At 73.2% G+C, this 16,294-nt stretch carries 17 protein-coding genes and 1 pseudogene; 10 read left to right on the top strand and 8 right to left on the bottom strand.

Annotated elements, in window-relative coordinates; genetic code table 11:
* Positions 1-134: 134 nt before the first annotated feature.
* Complete coding sequence (locus tag ACIOFR_RS31130) at positions 135-509, top strand: WhiB family transcriptional regulator (protein ID WP_371503354.1); 375 nt, start codon at positions 135-137, stop codon at positions 507-509.
* A 257-nt stretch (positions 510-766) separates the two neighbouring features.
* On the opposite strand, the gene ACIOFR_RS31125 is transcribed toward ACIOFR_RS31130, so the two are convergent.
* Together ACIOFR_RS31125 and ACIOFR_RS31120 are read right to left on the bottom strand one after the other, a co-directional pair.
* Entirely contained in the window at positions 767-1,933 is a 1,167-nt protein-coding gene (locus tag ACIOFR_RS31125; protein WP_401002578.1) for an ArsA family ATPase, read from the bottom strand.
* Positions 1,930-3,003, bottom strand: a complete 1,074-nt coding sequence (locus ACIOFR_RS31120) for an ArsA-related P-loop ATPase (protein ID WP_401002577.1) — start codon at positions 3,001-3,003, stop codon at positions 1,930-1,932. The genes ACIOFR_RS31125 and ACIOFR_RS31120 overlap by 4 nt, the downstream gene beginning before the upstream one ends.
* Before the next feature lie 160 nt (positions 3,004-3,163).
* On the opposite strand from ACIOFR_RS31120, the gene ACIOFR_RS31115 reads away from it, so the two are divergent.
* The 5 genes from ACIOFR_RS31115 to ACIOFR_RS31095 all read left to right on the top strand — a co-directional run bounded on the left by ACIOFR_RS31115 (position 3,164) and on the right by ACIOFR_RS31095 (position 5,852).
* Positions 3,164-3,322, top strand: a complete 159-nt coding sequence (locus tag ACIOFR_RS31115; protein WP_095874066.1) for a DUF4177 domain-containing protein — start codon at positions 3,164-3,166, stop codon at positions 3,320-3,322.
* Positions 3,322-3,792 carry a RidA family protein gene (locus tag ACIOFR_RS31110; protein ID WP_401002576.1) on the top strand — a complete coding sequence of 157 codons (471 nt, stop codon included), beginning with the start codon at positions 3,322-3,324 and terminating at the stop codon, positions 3,790-3,792. Before ACIOFR_RS31115 ends, ACIOFR_RS31110 begins: the two co-directional genes overlap by 1 nt.
* A gap of 79 nt (positions 3,793-3,871) precedes the next feature.
* Complete coding sequence (locus ACIOFR_RS31105; RefSeq protein WP_401002575.1) at positions 3,872-4,744, top strand: NUDIX hydrolase; 873 nt, start codon at positions 3,872-3,874, stop codon at positions 4,742-4,744.
* Between the two features lie 98 nt (positions 4,745-4,842).
* Positions 4,843-5,034 (top strand): hypothetical protein, encoded by a 192-nt coding sequence (locus ACIOFR_RS31100; protein ID WP_401002574.1) that lies wholly within the window; start codon positions 4,843-4,845, stop codon positions 5,032-5,034.
* Positions 5,031-5,852 carry an MBL fold metallo-hydrolase gene (locus ACIOFR_RS31095; protein ID WP_401002573.1) on the top strand — a complete coding sequence of 274 codons (822 nt, stop codon included), beginning with the start codon at positions 5,031-5,033 and terminating at the stop codon, positions 5,850-5,852. The genes ACIOFR_RS31100 and ACIOFR_RS31095 overlap by 4 nt, the downstream gene beginning before the upstream one ends.
* A 196-nt stretch (positions 5,853-6,048) precedes the next feature.
* On the opposite strand, the gene ACIOFR_RS31090 is transcribed toward ACIOFR_RS31095, so the two are convergent.
* The gene (locus ACIOFR_RS31090) at positions 6,049-6,723 is read right to left on the bottom strand and encodes a Crp/Fnr family transcriptional regulator (RefSeq protein WP_033818547.1); all 675 of its coding nucleotides are present in this window, start codon (positions 6,721-6,723) and stop codon (positions 6,049-6,051) included.
* A gap of 329 nt (positions 6,724-7,052) precedes the next feature.
* On the opposite strand from ACIOFR_RS31090, the gene nth reads away from it, so the two are divergent.
* Complete coding sequence (gene nth, locus ACIOFR_RS31085) at positions 7,053-7,922, top strand: endonuclease III (protein WP_401002572.1); 870 nt, start codon at positions 7,053-7,055, stop codon at positions 7,920-7,922.
* Positions 7,919-8,620 carry an NUDIX hydrolase gene (locus ACIOFR_RS31080; protein ID WP_401002571.1) on the top strand — a complete coding sequence of 234 codons (702 nt, stop codon included), beginning with the start codon at positions 7,919-7,921 and terminating at the stop codon, positions 8,618-8,620. Before nth ends, ACIOFR_RS31080 begins: the two co-directional genes overlap by 4 nt.
* A gap of 43 nt (positions 8,621-8,663) precedes the next feature.
* Here the strand turns inward: ACIOFR_RS31080 and ACIOFR_RS31075 are convergent, their stop codons facing one another.
* Positions 8,664-9,659, bottom strand: a complete 996-nt coding sequence (locus ACIOFR_RS31075) for a DUF4389 domain-containing protein (RefSeq protein WP_401002570.1) — start codon at positions 9,657-9,659, stop codon at positions 8,664-8,666.
* A 164-nt stretch (positions 9,660-9,823) separates the two neighbouring features.
* Here ACIOFR_RS31075 and ACIOFR_RS31070 point away from each other — a divergent pair, with 164 nt between their 5' ends.
* Positions 9,824-11,008, top strand: a complete 1,185-nt coding sequence (locus tag ACIOFR_RS31070; protein WP_401002569.1) for a MarP family serine protease — start codon at positions 9,824-9,826, stop codon at positions 11,006-11,008.
* Between the two features lie 110 nt (positions 11,009-11,118).
* On the top strand, positions 11,119-11,820 hold the full coding sequence (locus ACIOFR_RS31065; protein ID WP_401002568.1) for a metal-dependent hydrolase: 702 nt from the start codon (positions 11,119-11,121) through the stop codon (positions 11,818-11,820).
* 430 nt (positions 11,821-12,250) lie between these two features.
* On the opposite strand, the gene ACIOFR_RS31060 is transcribed toward ACIOFR_RS31065, so the two are convergent.
* From ACIOFR_RS31060 to ACIOFR_RS31045, 4 genes and pseudogenes are all read right to left on the bottom strand, one after another.
* The gene (locus ACIOFR_RS31060) at positions 12,251-13,213 is read right to left on the bottom strand and encodes an alpha/beta fold hydrolase (protein WP_401002567.1); all 963 of its coding nucleotides are present in this window, start codon (positions 13,211-13,213) and stop codon (positions 12,251-12,253) included.
* A 131-nt stretch (positions 13,214-13,344) separates the two neighbouring features.
* The gene (locus ACIOFR_RS31055) at positions 13,345-13,818 is read right to left on the bottom strand and encodes a phage holin family protein (protein WP_401002566.1); all 474 of its coding nucleotides are present in this window, start codon (positions 13,816-13,818) and stop codon (positions 13,345-13,347) included.
* A 218-nt stretch (positions 13,819-14,036) separates the two neighbouring features.
* Positions 14,037-15,335: a Na+/H+ antiporter NhaA gene (gene nhaA, locus ACIOFR_RS31050; RefSeq protein ID WP_401002565.1), complete on the bottom strand. Its 1,299-nt coding sequence runs from the start codon at positions 15,333-15,335 to the stop codon at positions 14,037-14,039.
* 696 nt (positions 15,336-16,031) lie between these two features.
* Positions 16,032-16,294 (bottom strand): annotated as a pseudogene (locus ACIOFR_RS31045) (acetyl-coenzyme A synthetase); the annotation flags it as partial.

The raw sequence follows: 16,294 nt of genomic DNA, 5'->3' as shown, positions 1-16,294 counted from the left end.
CCTTCGACCTGCGATCACTCCAACGAGTGAGGTATCGGGTACCCATAGTCCGATTGGGTCATTTGAGATTGAGCCCGAAGGGGCTGTTGCGGAGTGCGGTTCTTCCGTAACGTCCTCAACTGGCAGCGGTGAATATGCCGTTGCCGCCGTGGGGGAGCCCCGATTCGGGAGAGGACGGCGCCAGCATGGGCTGGGTAGACGACTGGAGCGCACTGGCGGCCTGCCGCACGAGCGATCCGGATGAATTGTTCGTACAGGGGGCCGCGCAGAATCGCGCCAAGGCCGTGTGCAGCGGATGCCCCGTTCGCACCGAGTGCCTGGCCGATGCGCTCGACAACCGGGTCGAGTTCGGCGTCTGGGGAGGGATGACCGAGCGGGAGCGCAGGGCGCTGCTGCGGCGCCGTCCCACCGTGGGCTCCTGGCGCAGGCTGCTGGAGACAGCCCGGGCGGAGTACGAGGAGTCGCTGGCCACGGGCGTGATCCTGCGCGACTACGCACAGGCGGGCTGAGCTCCTCCCGCCATCGACCGCAGGGATGCTGACGGGCAGTCGGCAGGTGTGGGGGCGGCGAGCGACAGGTACCGGTCCGGCCGGTGCCCGTGTCCCGCCCGGTGCACCAGAGGGGGTCTGCTGCCCGGGCTGCGTTCCGAGTTCCGCCCGATCACGCCGTTCACCGTGGTCGGTTCACCGTCGCGCCACCGACCGTCGCGCCGTCCACTGCCGCAGCGTTCACTGCTGCAGCTTTCACCGTCGCCGTGTTCACCGCTTCACCGCTTCGCCGTGCCCGAGGCCGCCGGGGTGCCGAGGCGTTCGCCGATGGTGCGCAGTCCGGCCAGGTCGTGCACGTCACCGGCCAGCGCCGGCACCTCCACCATGGGAACGTCCGGGTAGACCGAGACGAACCGGTCCCTGGTCCGGCGTTCCCGGTTCATGATCTGCATCCGCTCCGCGTGCAGCCGCAGCAGGCCCGCAGCCAGGGTCTCCGCCTGCACCGTGGCGGTCTGCGAGCCGTTCTCCTCCAGGGCCTCGGCGGCGGCCAGCGCCCGTTCGGCGGTCAGCTGCGCGGCCCCGGTGGAGTGCACCCGGTTGAGCACCAGCCCCGCCAGCGGCATCTCGTCGGCGGCCAGCCGGTCGACGAAGTACGCGGCCTCGCGCAGCGCGTCCCGCTCCGGCGCGGCGACCACCAGGAAGGCCGTGCCCGGCGCCTTGAGCAGTTGGTACGTCCGGTCGGCCCGCTCGCGGAAGCCGCCGAACATCGAGTCCATCGCGCTGACGAAGGTCTGGATGTCGGTCAGCAGCTGGGCGCCGAAGATCTTCCCCAGGGTGCCCGTGAGCAGGCCCATCCCGACGTTGAGGAACTTCATCGCACTGCGGCCGCCGACCTTGGCCGGGGCGGTGAGCATCCGGATCACCCGCCCGTCCAGGAACGAGCCGAGCCGGCCGGGCGCGTCCAGGAAGTCCAGCGCGGAGCGGGACGGCGGGGTGTCCACCACGATCAGGTCCCAGCGCTCGGCCGCGCGCAGCTGGCCGAGCTTCTCCATCGCCATGTACTCCTGGGTGCCGGCGAAACCGGCGGACAGCGACTGGTAGAAGGGGTTCTCCAGGATCGCCCTGGCCCGCTCCGGGTCGGCGTGGGCCAGCACGACCTCGTCGAAGGTCCGCTTCATGTCGAGCATCATGGCCTGCAGCTCACCGGGGCCGTCGACGTCCTTGACCAGGCGCGGGGTGTTGTCCAGCTCGGTCAGGCCCATCGACTGGGCCAGCCGCCGGGCCGGGTCGATGGTCAGCACCACGGCCTTGCGGCCGCGCTCGGCGGCCCGCAGGCCGATCGCCGCGGCGGTGGTGGTCTTGCCGACCCCGCCCGAGCCGCAGCAGACGACGATCCGGGTCTTCGGGTCGTCGATCAGCGCGTCGATCTCCAACCGGGTCGTCATGCCGCCCCCTGCCGCTTGAGTTCGCTCGCGAGCCGGTACAGCCCACCGAGGTCCACACCTTCGCCGAGCAGCGGCAGCTCGTACGTCGGCAGCTCCAACTGCTGCAGGTCGGCCCGCTGGTCGCGTTCCAGTTCCACCCGCTCGGCGTGCTCCCTGGCCTGTTCGAGCAGGGGGTCCAGCAGCGGCTCGACGGCCGCCCGGACGGTCTCCGGCTTGCGCGACCGGCCGCCCAGGCCGGCCTCGCCCAGCGCCTGCGCCACCTCCTCGCGGTGGTCGCCGTGCACCGCCGCCACCGCGGCCGCGTCCAGCAGCGGCGGGCGGACCATGTTGACCATCACCCCGCCCAGCGGCAGCTGTGCCTCCCGGAGGTCGGTGATCCCGTCCACCGTCTCCTGCACCGGCATCTCCTCCAGCAGCGTGACGAAGTGCACCGCCGTCTCCGGCGACTTCAACACCCGCATCACGGCCTGCGCCTGAGTGTGTATCGGGCCGAACCTGGCCAGCCCGGCGACCTCGGAGTTGACGTTCAGGAACCGGGTGATCCGGCCGGTCGGCGGGGCGTCCATGACGATCGCGTCGTACGCCCGCAGGCCGTCCGGCCGCTTGCGGCGGGCCGCCTCGCAGGCCTTGCCGGTGAGCAGGACGTCGCGCACGCCCGGGGCGACCGTGGTCGCGAAGTCCACGAAGCCGACCTTCTGCAGGGCCTTGCCGGCCCGGCCGAGCTTGTAGAACATCTCCAGGTACTCCAGCAGCGCCTGCTCGGTGTCGATCGCCAGCGCGTACAGCTCGCCCGGCCTGCCGCCGGGCTCGGCGGGCAGCCCCAGCCTGGCCCGGCTGACGGTGGCGACCTTGCGCTCCTCGTACGGCAGCGCGGCGATGCCGAACAGCTCGGCGATGCCCTGCCGGCCCTCGACCTCGATCAGCAGCGTGCGGCCCCCCTCGGCCGCGAGCGCCAGGGCGAGCGCGGCCGCCAGCGTGGTCTTCCCGGTGCCGCCCTTGCCGCTGACGACGTGCAGCCGCACGCCCTCCCAGTCCGGGGCGCGCTCCTCGGGGCCGGGGGTGCTCGCCACGCTCCGTCTCCGTCCGTCCGTCGACCGGCACCGCCTGGTGCCCTCCCCGTGAGCGTAACCAGCGCGCGCCGTCGATGACGGGAGCATCCGGACGGGCGCCCGGATTGATGCCCCCTCTGTGTCCCACCTCACACCCGCGCCGGCGGCTAGAGTCACCTCCATGACCAAGTGGGAATACGTCACCGTGCCGCTGCTCGTGCACGCGACCAAGCAGATCCTGGACACCTGGGGCGAGGACGGCTGGGAGCTCGTCCAGGTCGTGCCCGGGCCGAACAACCCCGAGCAGCTGGTTGCCTACCTGAAGCGGGAGAAGAGCTGATGAGCAAGGTCGAGGACAGGCTGGCCGAGCTCGGGCTCACCCTGCCCGCCGTCGCGGCACCGGTCGCCGCGTACGTTCCGGCGGTGCGGTCCGGCGACCACGTGCTGACCGCCGGCCAGCTGCCGATGGTGGCGGGCAAGCTCGCGATCACCGGCAAGGTCGGCGCCGAGGTCACCGCCGAGGAGGCCAAGGCGCTCGCGCAGACCTGCGCCCTCAACGGCCTGGCCGCCGTGAAGTCCGTGATCGGCGACCTGGACCTGATCGAGCAGGTCGTCAAGGTGGTCGGCTTCGTGGCCTCCGCCCCCGACTTCACCGGCCAGCCCGGCGTGATCAACGGTGCCAGCGAGCTGCTCGGCCAGGTGCTCGGCGAGGCCGGCGTGCACGCGCGCAGCGCGGTCGGCGTCTCGGTGCTGCCGCTGGACGCCCCGGTCGAGATCGAGTTCCAGGTGCGGGTCCGCGCCGCCGGCTGACCCGTCCGCATCTGCGATTTCCGCGCGGGGCCGGGGTCGGGTCTGTCCAACCCGGGCCCCGCGCGTCTAGCATCCGGGCATGGATCATCGAGCAGGGTCGCTCCCGATGCCGCCGTCCTGGCCTGCGCGGATCCGCGCGCTCGCGGCCGGTGAGCTGACGCCGGCGACGCCGAAGCCGTCGGCCACCGTGGTGCTGCTGCGCGACGGCGGCTCCGCCGCGGGCGCCGGACCGCAGGCGTACCTGCTGCGGCGGCGTACGTCGATGGCGTTCGCGGGCGGCATGTACGCCTACCCCGGCGGCGGGGTCGACCCGCGCGACGCGGAGGCCGACCTGCGCTGGGCCGGGCCGACGCCCGCCGAGTGGGCGCAGCGGCTCGGGACCGACGTGAGCGCCGCCCAGGCGGTGGTCTGCGCGGCCGTCCGGGAGACCTTCGAGGAGGCCGGCGTCCTGCTGGCCGGACCGGACGCCGAGACGATGGCCGAGCCCCGGGACTGGAGTGTCGAGCGGGCGGCCCTGGAGGCCCACGAGCTGTCCTTCGGCGAGTTCCTGAGCAAGCACGGACTGGTGCTGCGCAGCGACCTGCTGGGCGCCTGGGCCCGCTGGACCACCCCGGCCTTCGAGGAGCGCCGCTTCGACACCTGGTTCTTCGTCGCCGCCATGCCCGCCGGGCAGGACGCCGCCGCCCACGTCGGCGAGGCCGACGAGGTCGCCTGGCTGTCGCCCACCGAGGCGGTCGAGGGCTACGAGGCGGGCCGGATCGGCATGCTTCCGCCCACCGTGACCGTCCTGCGCGAGCTGCTTCCGGCCGGTTCCGCGGCCGAGGCGCTCGCGGCGGCGGAGCACCGCGTCATCAGCCCCGTCCTGGGGCAGGCCGAGGTGGCGGGCGATCGAATGACGGTGCGATGGTCTGGGTATGAAGAGCTGACCATCGATGGGGAATTCCCGGCATAGCGGTGCCGGGAGTGAGGAACCGCCCGGCATAGCGGTGCCGGGAGTTGGAGAGGGGCCCGGTTCAGGCCGGGTCACCGTAGACGGAAGGAACTCGGCCGATGATCCACAATGACGTGGCTCGCCGGACGGCGCACGCCATGCCCGCCCGAAGCCTGACGCCCCGAAACCGGCGCGGCACCACCGCCGCGTACGACGTGTACGCCCCGCGTGCGCTGACGCGACCGCTGCCGGCCCGGAGCCTCTTCCGCCGCAGCGCGGACGTGGACCGCGGAACCGAGGGCGGCCAGTGAGCGGTCTCCTCCCGGGTGACCCCGCCGCCACGGTCGGCGGTGGGGCCACCCCCCGGGCGCTGTGCGTGCTGGCGCCCAACCCCTCCCCGATGACACTGGACGGCACCAACACCTGGCTGCTGTCCGAGCCCGGCTCCGACCGCGCGGCGGTCGTCGACCCGGGCCCGCTGGACGAGGGGCACCTGCGGCGGGTCGTCGAGGCCGCCGAACGGCAGGGCAAGCGCATCACGCGGACCCTGCTGACGCACGGCCACCACGACCACGCCGAGGGCGCGGCCCGCTTCGCCGAACTCACCGGCAGCCGGGTGCTCGCCCTGGACCCGGCGCACCGGCTCGGTGACGAGGGGCTGCACCATGGCCAGGTGCTCGACGTCGGCGGTCTGGAGATCCGGGTGGTCGGCACCCCCGGCCACACCTCGGACTCGCTGACCTTCCACCTGCCCGCCGACGGCGCGATCCTGACCGGCGACACCGTCCTCGGCCGGGGCACCACGATGGTCGCGCACCCCGACGGCCGGCTCGGTGACTACCTGGACTCGCTGCGCCGCCTGCACACCATGGCCGCCGAACACGGCGTGCGCACCGTGCTGCCCGGGCACGGCCCGGTGCTCGCGGACGCGCTGGGCGCCGTCGACTACTACCTGGCGCACCGCGCCAACCGGCTGGCCCAGGTCGAGACGGCGGTGGAGGCCGGCTGCCGGACTCCCGCCGAGGTGGTGGCCCGGGTCTACGCGGACGTGGATCCGGCGCTGTGGCCGGCCGCCGAGCTCTCGGTGCGGGCCCAGCTCGGATACCTGGAGGACCACGGCCTGATCTGAGGCCGTCGGCTCCGTCAGCCCCGTCAGCCCAGCCGGCCGGCTGAGGCGGCCGGCGGCGGCGAGGACCGGGAACTCCCTCCGGATCGCCCGAAGCGGCGGGATCGCCGGAGGAGCCGGGATCGCCCGAGGGCCCGTGGGAGCTGTCCCACGGGCCCTCGGTACACGCGTCGTCAGCGCGGGGTGTCAGCGCGGGGTGTCAGCGCGAGCGGCGCGACAGCCGTTCGACGTCCATCAGGACCACCGCGCGGGCCTCCAGCTTCAGCCAGCCGCGGCCGGCGAAGTCCGCCAGCGCCTTGTTGACCGTCTCGCGGGAGGCGCCGACCAGTTGGGCCAGCTCCTCCTGCGTGAGGTCGTGGGCGACGTGGATGCCCTCGTCGGACGGCACCCCGAAGCGGCGGGAGAGGTCGAGCAGGGCCTTGGCCACGCGCCCGGGGACGTCCGAGAACACCAGGTCGGACATCACGTCGTTGGTGCGGCGCAGCCGGCGGGCGATGGCGCGCAGCAGCGCGATCGACACCTCGGGGCGGGCGTGCAGCAGCGGGAGGAGGTCGCCGTGGCCGAGGCCGAGCAGCTTCACCTCGGTCAGTGCGGTGGCGGTGGCGGTCCGCGGGCCCGGGTCGAACAGCGACAGCTCGCCGATCATCTCGCTGGGGCCGAGTACGGCGAGCATGTTCTCGCGGCCGTCGGGGGACGCACGGTGCAGCTTCACCTTGCCCTCGACCACGACGTACAGCCGGTCGCCCGGGTCGCCTTCGTGGAACAGCGACTCACCGCGGGCGAGGGTCACCTCGGTCATGGAAGCCCGCAGCTCGGCAGCCTGGTCGTCGTCGAGTGCCGCGAAGAGCGCGGCGCGCCGCAGAACGTCGTCCACGAGCTTCCTCCTGCTGGTGTCTGGGCAGTGCTACTCACCACCAAGGATGACGCATGTCACTCCGATCATATGAGGAGGGGGTGACCTGCTGGACACCGTACGGGGCCATTTGTACCCATCCGCACGGTGCGGCCGCACCTGGGCGGACCCGTCCGTGGGGTCGGAACGCCCTCGGAACGCCCCCGGAGGGGCTCCGTTCGGGGCTCGGCGCGGGTCCCCGGGTGCCCTCCGCGGGCCGCCTCCCGTCTCCGGGCGGGCCCGGCGGGCGGCTCGGCCCGGACCGGCGGAACCGACCACGGAGGGCGACCCGCTCGGCGTAGCCTGCGTGCATGGCAGAGAGCAAGGTCCGGAAGGCGGCGCCCGCGGTGCAGCGGGTCGCGAAGCCGAAGAAGCCGGAGTCGAAGCTGGCGATGGTGCGACGGGCGCGGAAGATCAACCGGGCGCTGGCGGAGCTGTACCCGTACGCCCACCCGGAGCTGGACTTCGAGTCGCCGTTCGAACTGCTGGTGGCGACGGTGCTGTCCGCCCAGACGACCGACCTGCGGGTGAACCAGACCACGCCGGCGCTGTTCGCGAAGTACCCGACGCCGGAGGACATGGCGGTGGCGGTGCCGGAGGAGCTGGAGGAGATCATCCGGCCGACCGGCTTCTTCCGGGCCAAGGCCAGGTCGCTGATCGGGCTGGCGGCCGCGCTCCGGGACCGCTTCGACGGTGAGGTGCCGGGCCGGCTGGCGGACCTGGTCACCCTGCCGGGGGTCGGGCGCAAGACCGCGAACGTCGTGCTCGGCAACGCCTTCGGGGTCCCCGGGATCACCGTCGACACCCACTTCGGCCGGCTCGCCCGGCGCTTCGGCTGGACGGACGAGGAGGACCCGGTGAAGGTCGAGGCGGTCGTCGCCGAGATCTTCCCGAAGTCGGAGTGGACGATGCTCTCGCACCGGGTGGTCTTCCACGGCCGCCGGGTCTGCCACTCCCGCAAGCCGGCCTGCGGTGCCTGCCCGATCGCCTCGCTCTGCCCGTCGTACGGCGCGGGCGAGACCGACCCGGAGAAGGCCCGCAAGCTGCTCAAGTACGAACTGGGCGGCCAGCCCGGGCAGCGGTTGCGGCCGCCGGCGGACTACCCGGGGCAGCCCGCCCCGCGCGCGGGCGGCGGGAACGGCGAGCCCGGCGACGCCGCTGATCCGGAGGGGGCGGCATGACGGTGTCGATCGAACGGGACGGGTTGCCGGACTGGCTGCTGCCGGTGCGGGAGGCGGCCGAGACGGTGCGGCCGGAGCAGTTGAGCCGGTTCCTGCCGCCGGCCGAGGGCGGGCGGCCGTCGGCCGTGCTGATGCTGTTCGGGGAGGGGCCGCTCGGACCGGACCTGCTGCTGATCGAGCGGGCCCGCTCGCTGCGCTCGCACGCCGGTCAGCCGTCCTTCCCCGGCGGGGCGCTCGACCCGGAGGACGGGGACCCGGACGGTCCGGGGCCGGTGGCGGCGGCGCTCCGGGAGGCCGCGGAGGAGACCGGTCTCGACCCGTCGGGCGTCCAGGTCTTCGCGACCCTGCCCGCTCTCTTCATCCCGGTGAGCGATTTCGTGGTGACACCGGTGCTGGGGTGGTGGCGGCGGGAGACCCCGGTCGCGCCGGTCGACCTGGCCGAGACGGGCGCGGTCTTCCGGGTACCGCTGGCCGACCTCACCGATCCGGCCAACCGGGCCAGGACCAAGCACCCGTCCGGCTTCACCGGGCCGGTCTTCGACGTGGCCGGCCGCCTGGTCTGGGGCTTCACCGCCGGGGTGATCGACCGGGTGCTGCACTACAGCGGCCTGGCGCGGCCCTGGGACACCGGGCGCATGATCCCGCTCTCGGACGAGGCGCTCGGGCTGGCCGGGCGGGGGTTCGGCGAGCGAGGGTGAGCGGCCCGGGCGGGTGCCCGGGGCCGTCCGCCGCCGCCCGTCGTCATCCGTCCCGGGTCGTCCCGCCGGGTACGTCCGCGGGCCCGCCCGACGCCTGGCCGCCGAACGCCGGCGCCGTCGCGTAGTAGTCGTCGGAGTCGTAGTTGCGGGTGACCGAGCTGGCGATGGACGAGGCGAGGCCGGCCACCAGGAACAGCACCAGCAGTGCCTTCCCGGCGCCGCTGACCACCAGCGGCCTGGTCGCCGACGCCCCCGCGATGCCTGAGGCGCCCAGCGCACCCGCTCCGGCGGCGTCCGCCCCGACGGCCCCGGCCACCGGACCGGGGGCGGCCGTCCCCTCGGGAGGCGTCCCCTGGGCGGGCATGCCCGGGGCCGGTGCGGCGGGCGCCCCCGCCGTGGTCCCGGGCCAGGCACCCGCGGGCGGCAGCGGCGGCTCGGCCAGCGGCTCCGGGTCGCCGAACACCCGCTTCGGGTACGCCGGCGTCAGCATCAGCAGGTACGCCCCGAACCGCATCCGGTACCGCAGGACGGCCGCCGTCGCCTCGAACAGGGGCCGCGGCATCCGCCCCAGCACCAGGACCACCAGCCAGCTGAAGAAGGCCACCACCCACCAGCCGGTGACCAGCAGGTTCTGCACGATCGCGGCGGGGATCACCAGCAGCAGCCGGAAGAACACCGCCAGCCGGTTGAGGGGGCCGGGCCGGAGCTCGATCCGCACCGGGTACTTCGCCGGCTCGAACTCGAACGGCGGGTAGCGGTCGACGAGCAGCATCAGGTAGCCCTCGACCCGGGTGTCGTACGCGACGTACAGCGCCAGGTACCGGGCGGCGAATTCGGGTAGCCGACCGAGGAACAGCGCACCGAACCAGCCGATCACCACGACCACGAAGGCGGCAATGCTCAGGAACCAGACGACGATGATCTGGGGCAGCGCCAGCAGGGCGCGGAGGAACACGGTGAACCGGTTCTGCGGCCCGGGCTCGGGGATGTCGAGCGGGGGAAGCCACTCGGCCTCCACTGCGCTGCTGGCGTCCCACATGCCTGCCTCCCGGAGTCCCTGCGGTGTCGGAGCGGTGTCGCGATGTGACGGTTCTCTGTCGAGACGTTGCCAGTGTGGTGCAGGCCGTGCCCGCTGGGTGGGCCGAGCGGGCGAGCGGGCGTGAGTGTGCCCTCCGCGCGCCGGGGGCATGGGAGGGTAGCCGGGTGAACGTCATGGATCTACTGCTGATCGCCGCCGCGGTGGGCTTTGCCGTGTCCGGTTACCGGCAGGGCTTCGTGGTCGGTGTGCTCTCCGTCCTCGGCTTCCTCGGCGGCGGCCTGATCGCGGTGCAACTGCTCCCCCTGCTGCTGCGACAGATCGGACCGGGTACCACGGCCTCGGTGGTCGCGGTGGTGGTGGTGATCGTGCTGGCGGCGATCGGCCAGGCCGTCACCACGCACTTCGGCTGGAAGCTGCGCGGCCACATCGACCGCAGACGGGCCAAGACCGTGGACGCGATCGGCGGCTCGGTGGTCAACGTGATCTCGATGCTGCTGGTGGCCTGGCTGATCGGGTCGGCCCTGGCCGGGACCTCGTTGCCCACCGTCTCCAAGCAGGTCCGCACCTCCGCGGTGCTGGGCGGCGTCCAGGACGTCCTCCCGGCGGACGCGCCGAACTGGTTCTCCGACTTCAGCAAGGAACTGGCCCGCAGCGGGTTCCCCCAGGTGTTCAACCCCTTCGAGCACGAGCCGATCACCGAGGTCGAGGCACCGGACCCGGCCCTGGCCGGCAGTGCCGCCGTCCAGCGGGCCCGCCAGAGCATGGTGAAGGTGGTCGGGACGGCCACGTCCTGCGGCAAGTCACTGGAGGGCAGCGGCTTCGTCTTCGCCCCGCACCGGGTGATGACCAACGCCCACGTGGTCGGCGGGGTCAGCGAGCCGACCGTGCAGATCGGGGGGGCGGGCCAGCTCTACGACGCCACGGTGGTCCGCTACGACTGGCAGAAGGACATCGCGGTGCTCGACGTCCCCCGGCTGAACGCCCCGCCGCTCGCCTTCGCCGGTGAGGCCAAGACCAACGACAGCGCGATCGTGGCCGGCTTCCCGGAGAACGGCGCGTTCAACGTCCAGCCCGCCCGGATCCGCGGCCGGATCCAGGCGAACGGCCCGGACATCTACCACCGCGGCCAGGTGGTGCGCGACGTGTACTCGGTCCGCTCGTTGGTCCGCCAGGGGAACAGCGGCGGCCCGCTGCTCACCCCCGACGGTCAGGTGTACGGGGTGGTCTTCGCCAAGTCGCTGGACAGCTCGGACACGGGGTACGTGCTGACCGCCGCCGAGGTGCGCGACGACGCGGTGCAGGGCGCCACCGCGACCGGGCGGGCGGACACCCAGGGCTGCGCGCTCTGAGGCTGCCCCGCGTGCCCCGCGTGCCCCGCGTGCCCCGCCTGCCCCCGTTCGGCTCAGGCGGACGAGGGCGGGCGAGGCGCAGGAGTCCGACGGAAGGTCAGCGGGACGTCATGATGGGTCACTCGCACGCGGTCAGTGGCGCGATGCTGTACGCCGCGTCCGCGCCGTTCCTGCCCCCGGTGCTGCTCGGCACGCACCTGCGGCCGGCCGACATCCTGATGGGCACCGTGCTGTGCGCCGGCGCCGCGCTGCTGCCCGACCTGGACCACCACGACGGGACCATCGCCAACTTCCTCGGCCCGGTCTCCAAGGTGCTCTGCCGCCTGGTGGGCTGGGTGTCCGGCGGGCACCGGCACGCCACCCACTCGCTGCTCTTCGTCGCGCTCACCGGAGCCGGTGCCTGGGCCGGGATCACGTACCTGGGGCGGAGCTTCACCCTCGGTCTGACCTTCTTCCTGCTGGCCCTGGCCGTCCGGGCCCTGCGGCTGCACCCGCCCGGGGACGGGCCCACGGCGTGGATCACCGTCATGGGCATGGCGGCGCTCGGCACGGCGGGCCTGGACACCTGGATGCCGAGTGCCCCGGGCTGGCTCCCGTACGCGGTGGCGCTGGGGACGCTCGCGCACCTGCTCGGCGATTGCCTGACGAAGAAGGGCGCGCCGCTGCTGTGGCCGCGCGAGGAGCGCTACGAGCTCGTCCTGATCAATCGCAGCGGCAACGGGGTGGAGACCAAGGTCCTCGTCCCGCTGATGACCGTCGCCACCTTCGTCCTGCTCTGGTTCACGGCGGTGTCGCCGACCGTGCTCACCTGAGGACGGCCCCGCCCGCGCCGTCGGTCCGGCGCGCGGGCGGCGCCGGGGTGGCTTCGGGGCGGAGCCGGGAGCGGGTCGGGGCCGGGCGGGCCTCAGGCCTCGCGTCGCAGGCGTGCGCCCACCCACCGGGCGCGCCGGCCGAGGATGCGCGGGATGCCCAGCCGGCGCGCGCCGGCACGCTGTGGCCGTGCCGAGCCCTCGTAGGGCCACTGGGGCCCGAGCTCCCGCTCGGAGAGGTGGGACCGCTCGGACTGGCTCTGCGAGCCGCTGCCGGGCCGGTGACGGCGCGCGGCGGGCTCACGATCGGGCATCCAGGTCATACCGGATGGATGCCCGTAGGCCGGGCGGAGTAACCGTCCCGAACGGGCATCTGTCATGTGCGATTGTCATATGAGCCTGCGTCAGGGATCGCGGATCACCCGTTCGGGCGTCAGTCCTTGTGCTGACCGACCCAGTTGACGAGCTCCGCCGTGAACTCCTCCGGCGCCTCCTCGTGCGGGAAGTGCCCGACGCCCGGCATCAGCCGCCAGCGGTACGGCGCCTCGACGTACTCGCCGGCCCCGAGCGCGGTCTGCGCCAGCAGCACGGGGTCGGCGGCGCCGTGCACGTGCAGGGTGGGGGCGGTGATCGGCTTCTTCATCCGGCGGGCGAACTGGATCCCGTCGGGCCGGGCCATCGACCGCAGCAGCCAGCGGTACGGCTCGATCGAGCAGTGCGCGGTGCTGGGGATCTGGATCGCCTTCCGGTAGGCCGTGAGCGCCTCCTGGTCCAGCGTGGCGGGCCCGGTCCAGGCGTTCAGGTACTCCGCGACCAGGGCGCCGTCGTCCGCGACCAGCTGCCGCTCCGGGATCCACGGCCGCTGGAAGCCCAGGACGTGGTCGAAGGCGGCGATCTGGCGGCGGTCGGTCAGCAGCGCCCGGCGCAGGTGCCGGGGATGCGCGGCGGAGACCACCGTCAGGCTCCGGATGACCGAGGGCCGCATCACGGCCGCCACCCAGGCCAGCGTGCCGCCGGTGGCGTGGCCGACCAGATGGGCCCGGCGCTCGCCGAGCGAGCGGATCACCCCGGTGATGTCCAGCGCCAGGTTGCCCGGGTCGTAGCCGCGCGGGGTCCGGTCGCTACCGCCCATGCCCCGCAGGTCGAGCGCCACCGCGCGGTACCCGGCCTCGGCCAACGCGGTCAACTGGTGCCGCCAGGCCCACCAGTACTGCGGCCAGCCGTGCACCAGCAGGACCAGCGGGCCTTCGCCGACCTCGGCGATGTGGAACCGCGCCCCGTTGGCGGCCAGGTCGCGGTGGACCCACGGACCGGCCGAGCGGACGGTCCAGTCGGCCTCGGCGGGCCGGGGCGTGGCGGCGGGCGGCGTAGGAACGGGCTTCTGGTCCAGCGGCATACCGAGAGCCTGTCATACCCGTGCTGCGGACACGTCCCCGGCACTCGCGTAGCCCACGAACCGCCGCCCGCTGCCCGTCGCCCTTCGCCCACCGCCGGGCGTGCCGGGGGCCAGGGTGCGGCCAGGTGCGGCTACGGGATGCGGCCCAGCGCCCGGTCGATCTCCTCCTTGGTGGCGGGCCGCGGCCGGGCGTTCTTGAGGACCTCCGCCGTCGCCTGGGCACCCTCGATGGTGCGGCGCGGCTTCTCGATCTTCTTGAACGAACGCAGGGCCAGCAGACCGAGCACCGCCGCCAGCAGCAGGTAGGCGCCGGCGACGATCAGGAACGACCAGCCCAGCGTCAGCCCCAGCGCCTGCAGCCCGTACGCCGCGGCGAAGCTCAGCATCGGGACGGCCGCCAGGGCCACCACGCCGGCCACGCTGAGCGAGACGCCACCGGAGACACCGCGCTTGACGTCCGCCCGGATCTCCGCCTTGGCGAGGGCGATCTCGTCGTGCACCAGGGCGGACAGGTCGGCGGTGGCCGCGGCGAACAGCTGCCCGACCGAACGCTCGCCCTCGTAGGGGGCCCGGCCGTTGCCTGGGTCTGCGGCTCCTGAGGCCATCAGCGGTTCTCCTTGCTCGCGCGGCTCATCACTCGATCGACAGCTCAGCATCATGCCTCTACCGGTCAGTCAGGCACCACTCCGGGGCCGCCCTCGGGGGGATGGGGACCCGCTTGGCCCAGGCGGGTCGACCCGTACGGGGTGAGCCGCCGTCAGCTCCGCCCGCGCCGGCGCGGGTGCGGGCGTAGCCGCTGTCGTCGGCGGGCGGTGCCGTCCGGTCAGTCGGCCTGCTGGTAGACGTCGGGGATGCCGTCGCCGTCGGAGTCGAGGTCCTCCTCCTCGCACAGCTGCCGGTAGTGCCGGTTGCGCAGCTTCAGCAGCACGGTGGCGGCGACCGCGCACAGCAGCGAACCGACCAGGACGGCGGACTTCGCGCGGTCCGTCAGCACGGGGTCGTCGGAGAAGGCCAGCTCGCTGATCAGCAGCGAGACGGTGAAGCCGATGCCCGCCAGCGTCGCCACCGAGAACAGGTCCGCCCACTTCAGCTGAGGATTGAGCTCGGCCCGGGTGAACCGGGCGGCCAACCAGGTACCGCCGAAGATGCCGACGGTCTTGCCCACCAGCAGCCCCAGCACGATCCCGAGCGGGAGCGCCTGGGTGAAGACCTCGCGCAGCGCCGAGACGGAGATCACCACGCCGGCGGCGAACAGCGCGAACACCGGTACCGCGAAGCCCGCCGAGAGCGGTCGGACCAGGTGCTCGATGTGCTCGCCGGGCGAGACCTCCTCGTCGCCCTCGGTGTGGCAACGCAGCAGCAGGCCCATCGCCACGCCCGCGACCGTGGCGTGGACGCCGCTCTCGTGCATCAGCGCCCAGATCACCAGCGCCAGCGGGACGAACAGGTACCAGCCGTGGACCCCGCGCCGGTGCAGGAACCAGAACAGCACCAGGCCGGCCAGCGAGAGCCCGAGCGCCCAGAACTTGATGCCCGAGCTGTAGAACACCGCGATGATCAGGATGGCGATCAGGTCGTCCACCACCGCGAGGGTCAGCAGGAAGGCCCGCAGGGCCGACGGCAGGTGGGTGCCCACCACGGCCAGCACACCGAGCGCGAAGGCGATGTCGGTCGCGGTGGGGATGGCCCAGCCCTCGCCGTGCCCGCCGGGGCCGCTGTTGACCACGGTGTAGACGACCGCGGGCAGCACCACCCCGCACATCGCCGCCACCACCGGCAGCATCGCGGCGCGCGGAGTACGGAGCTCGCCGGCGACGAACTCGCGCTTGAGCTCGATGCCGGCGACGAAGAAGAAGATGGTCAGCAGTCCGTCGTTGGCCCAGGCCTCCAGGCTCAGGTCCAGGTGCAGCGGACCGGAGGGGCCGATGGTGTACTCGCTCACCGTCTCGTACGCGTGCGGCCAGACGTTCGCCCAGACGAGGGCCACGACGGCGGCGATCAGGAGCAGGACACCGCCGACCGTCTCGGTGCGGAGCGCGTCGGTGATGAACCGGCGCTCGGGCAGCGGAAGCAGTCCGAGGAACTGACGGCGCTTGGCCGGGGGTGGCGGCGGCGTGGCCACGGCGGGGGACCTCCTGAGGGCGGGGCTGCGAACGGATACACCGGTGGTGCAGTGCCGACCAGACTTCCCGGCGCGCCTCTAGGGATCTTGATGTGTTGTTGACAGTTTACGGGGCTGGTCCTGCGATATCCGTTTTTCCATACTTTATGGCGGTTGTGGGTGTGTGTGGCGGCGGCGCGTATGGCGGCGAGGCGTATGGCGGCAGCTCAGGTCGGAGGACCTCATTCCGAGTCAGAACCGCGTTCATACGGATGCAGGACAGGGACCGGACGGGAGCCGGAGGGCACCCCGAGCGCCCCGCCCCCGCTCACCCCAGCCCGCCCGGGCCGCAGGAGGTCACCAACTGTCGGTGCGGGGCGGCGGCTGCGCTGGTCCGCCATGCGGGCTCGGCCCGGGGATCCTCCACTGGCGCAGGGTCGGCCCTGGTGGCCCGGGTCGGGCTGGTGGCGGTGGCGGACAGTCGACCGTCCTCGCGAAGGAAGTTCACCCGGGCGGCTCACCGAGCGCCGCGCGCGGGCTGGCTCAGGAGCGGGCCCGGAGCAGGTACCCCGGGCGGGTGCCCCGGGTGGGGCCGCCGAGCCGCTGACCGGTCCGCTGCTCGCCGATCGGTCGGACGTGTGCCGGGTGGTGGCCCGGTTGCGCGCGTACACGCGCGCAACCGGGCCACCCCGTGACGAGCTCTCGGAACGGCTCGGATCAGCCCTCGCTGCCGGTCGTGGGCAGCTGGGCCTGGATCAGGTTCATCACCGAGGAGTCGGCCAGCGTGGTGGTGTCGCCCACCTCGCGGCCCTCGGCGATGTCCCGCAGCAGGCGTCGCATGATCTTGCCGGAGCGGGTCTTGGGGAGTTCGCTGACGACCTTGATCTGCTTGGGTTTGGCGATGGGGCCGAGGGTGCGGCCGACGTGGTTGCGCAGGTCGGTGATGAGGTCGTCGTCGGCGGTGGCGGTGTGGCGGAGGA

This window comes from Kitasatospora sp. NPDC088346, assembly GCF_044740765.1.
GTDB lineage: Bacteria > Actinomycetota > Actinomycetes > Streptomycetales > Streptomycetaceae > Kitasatospora.
This window is presented reverse-complemented; position numbering and strand designations above follow the sequence as displayed.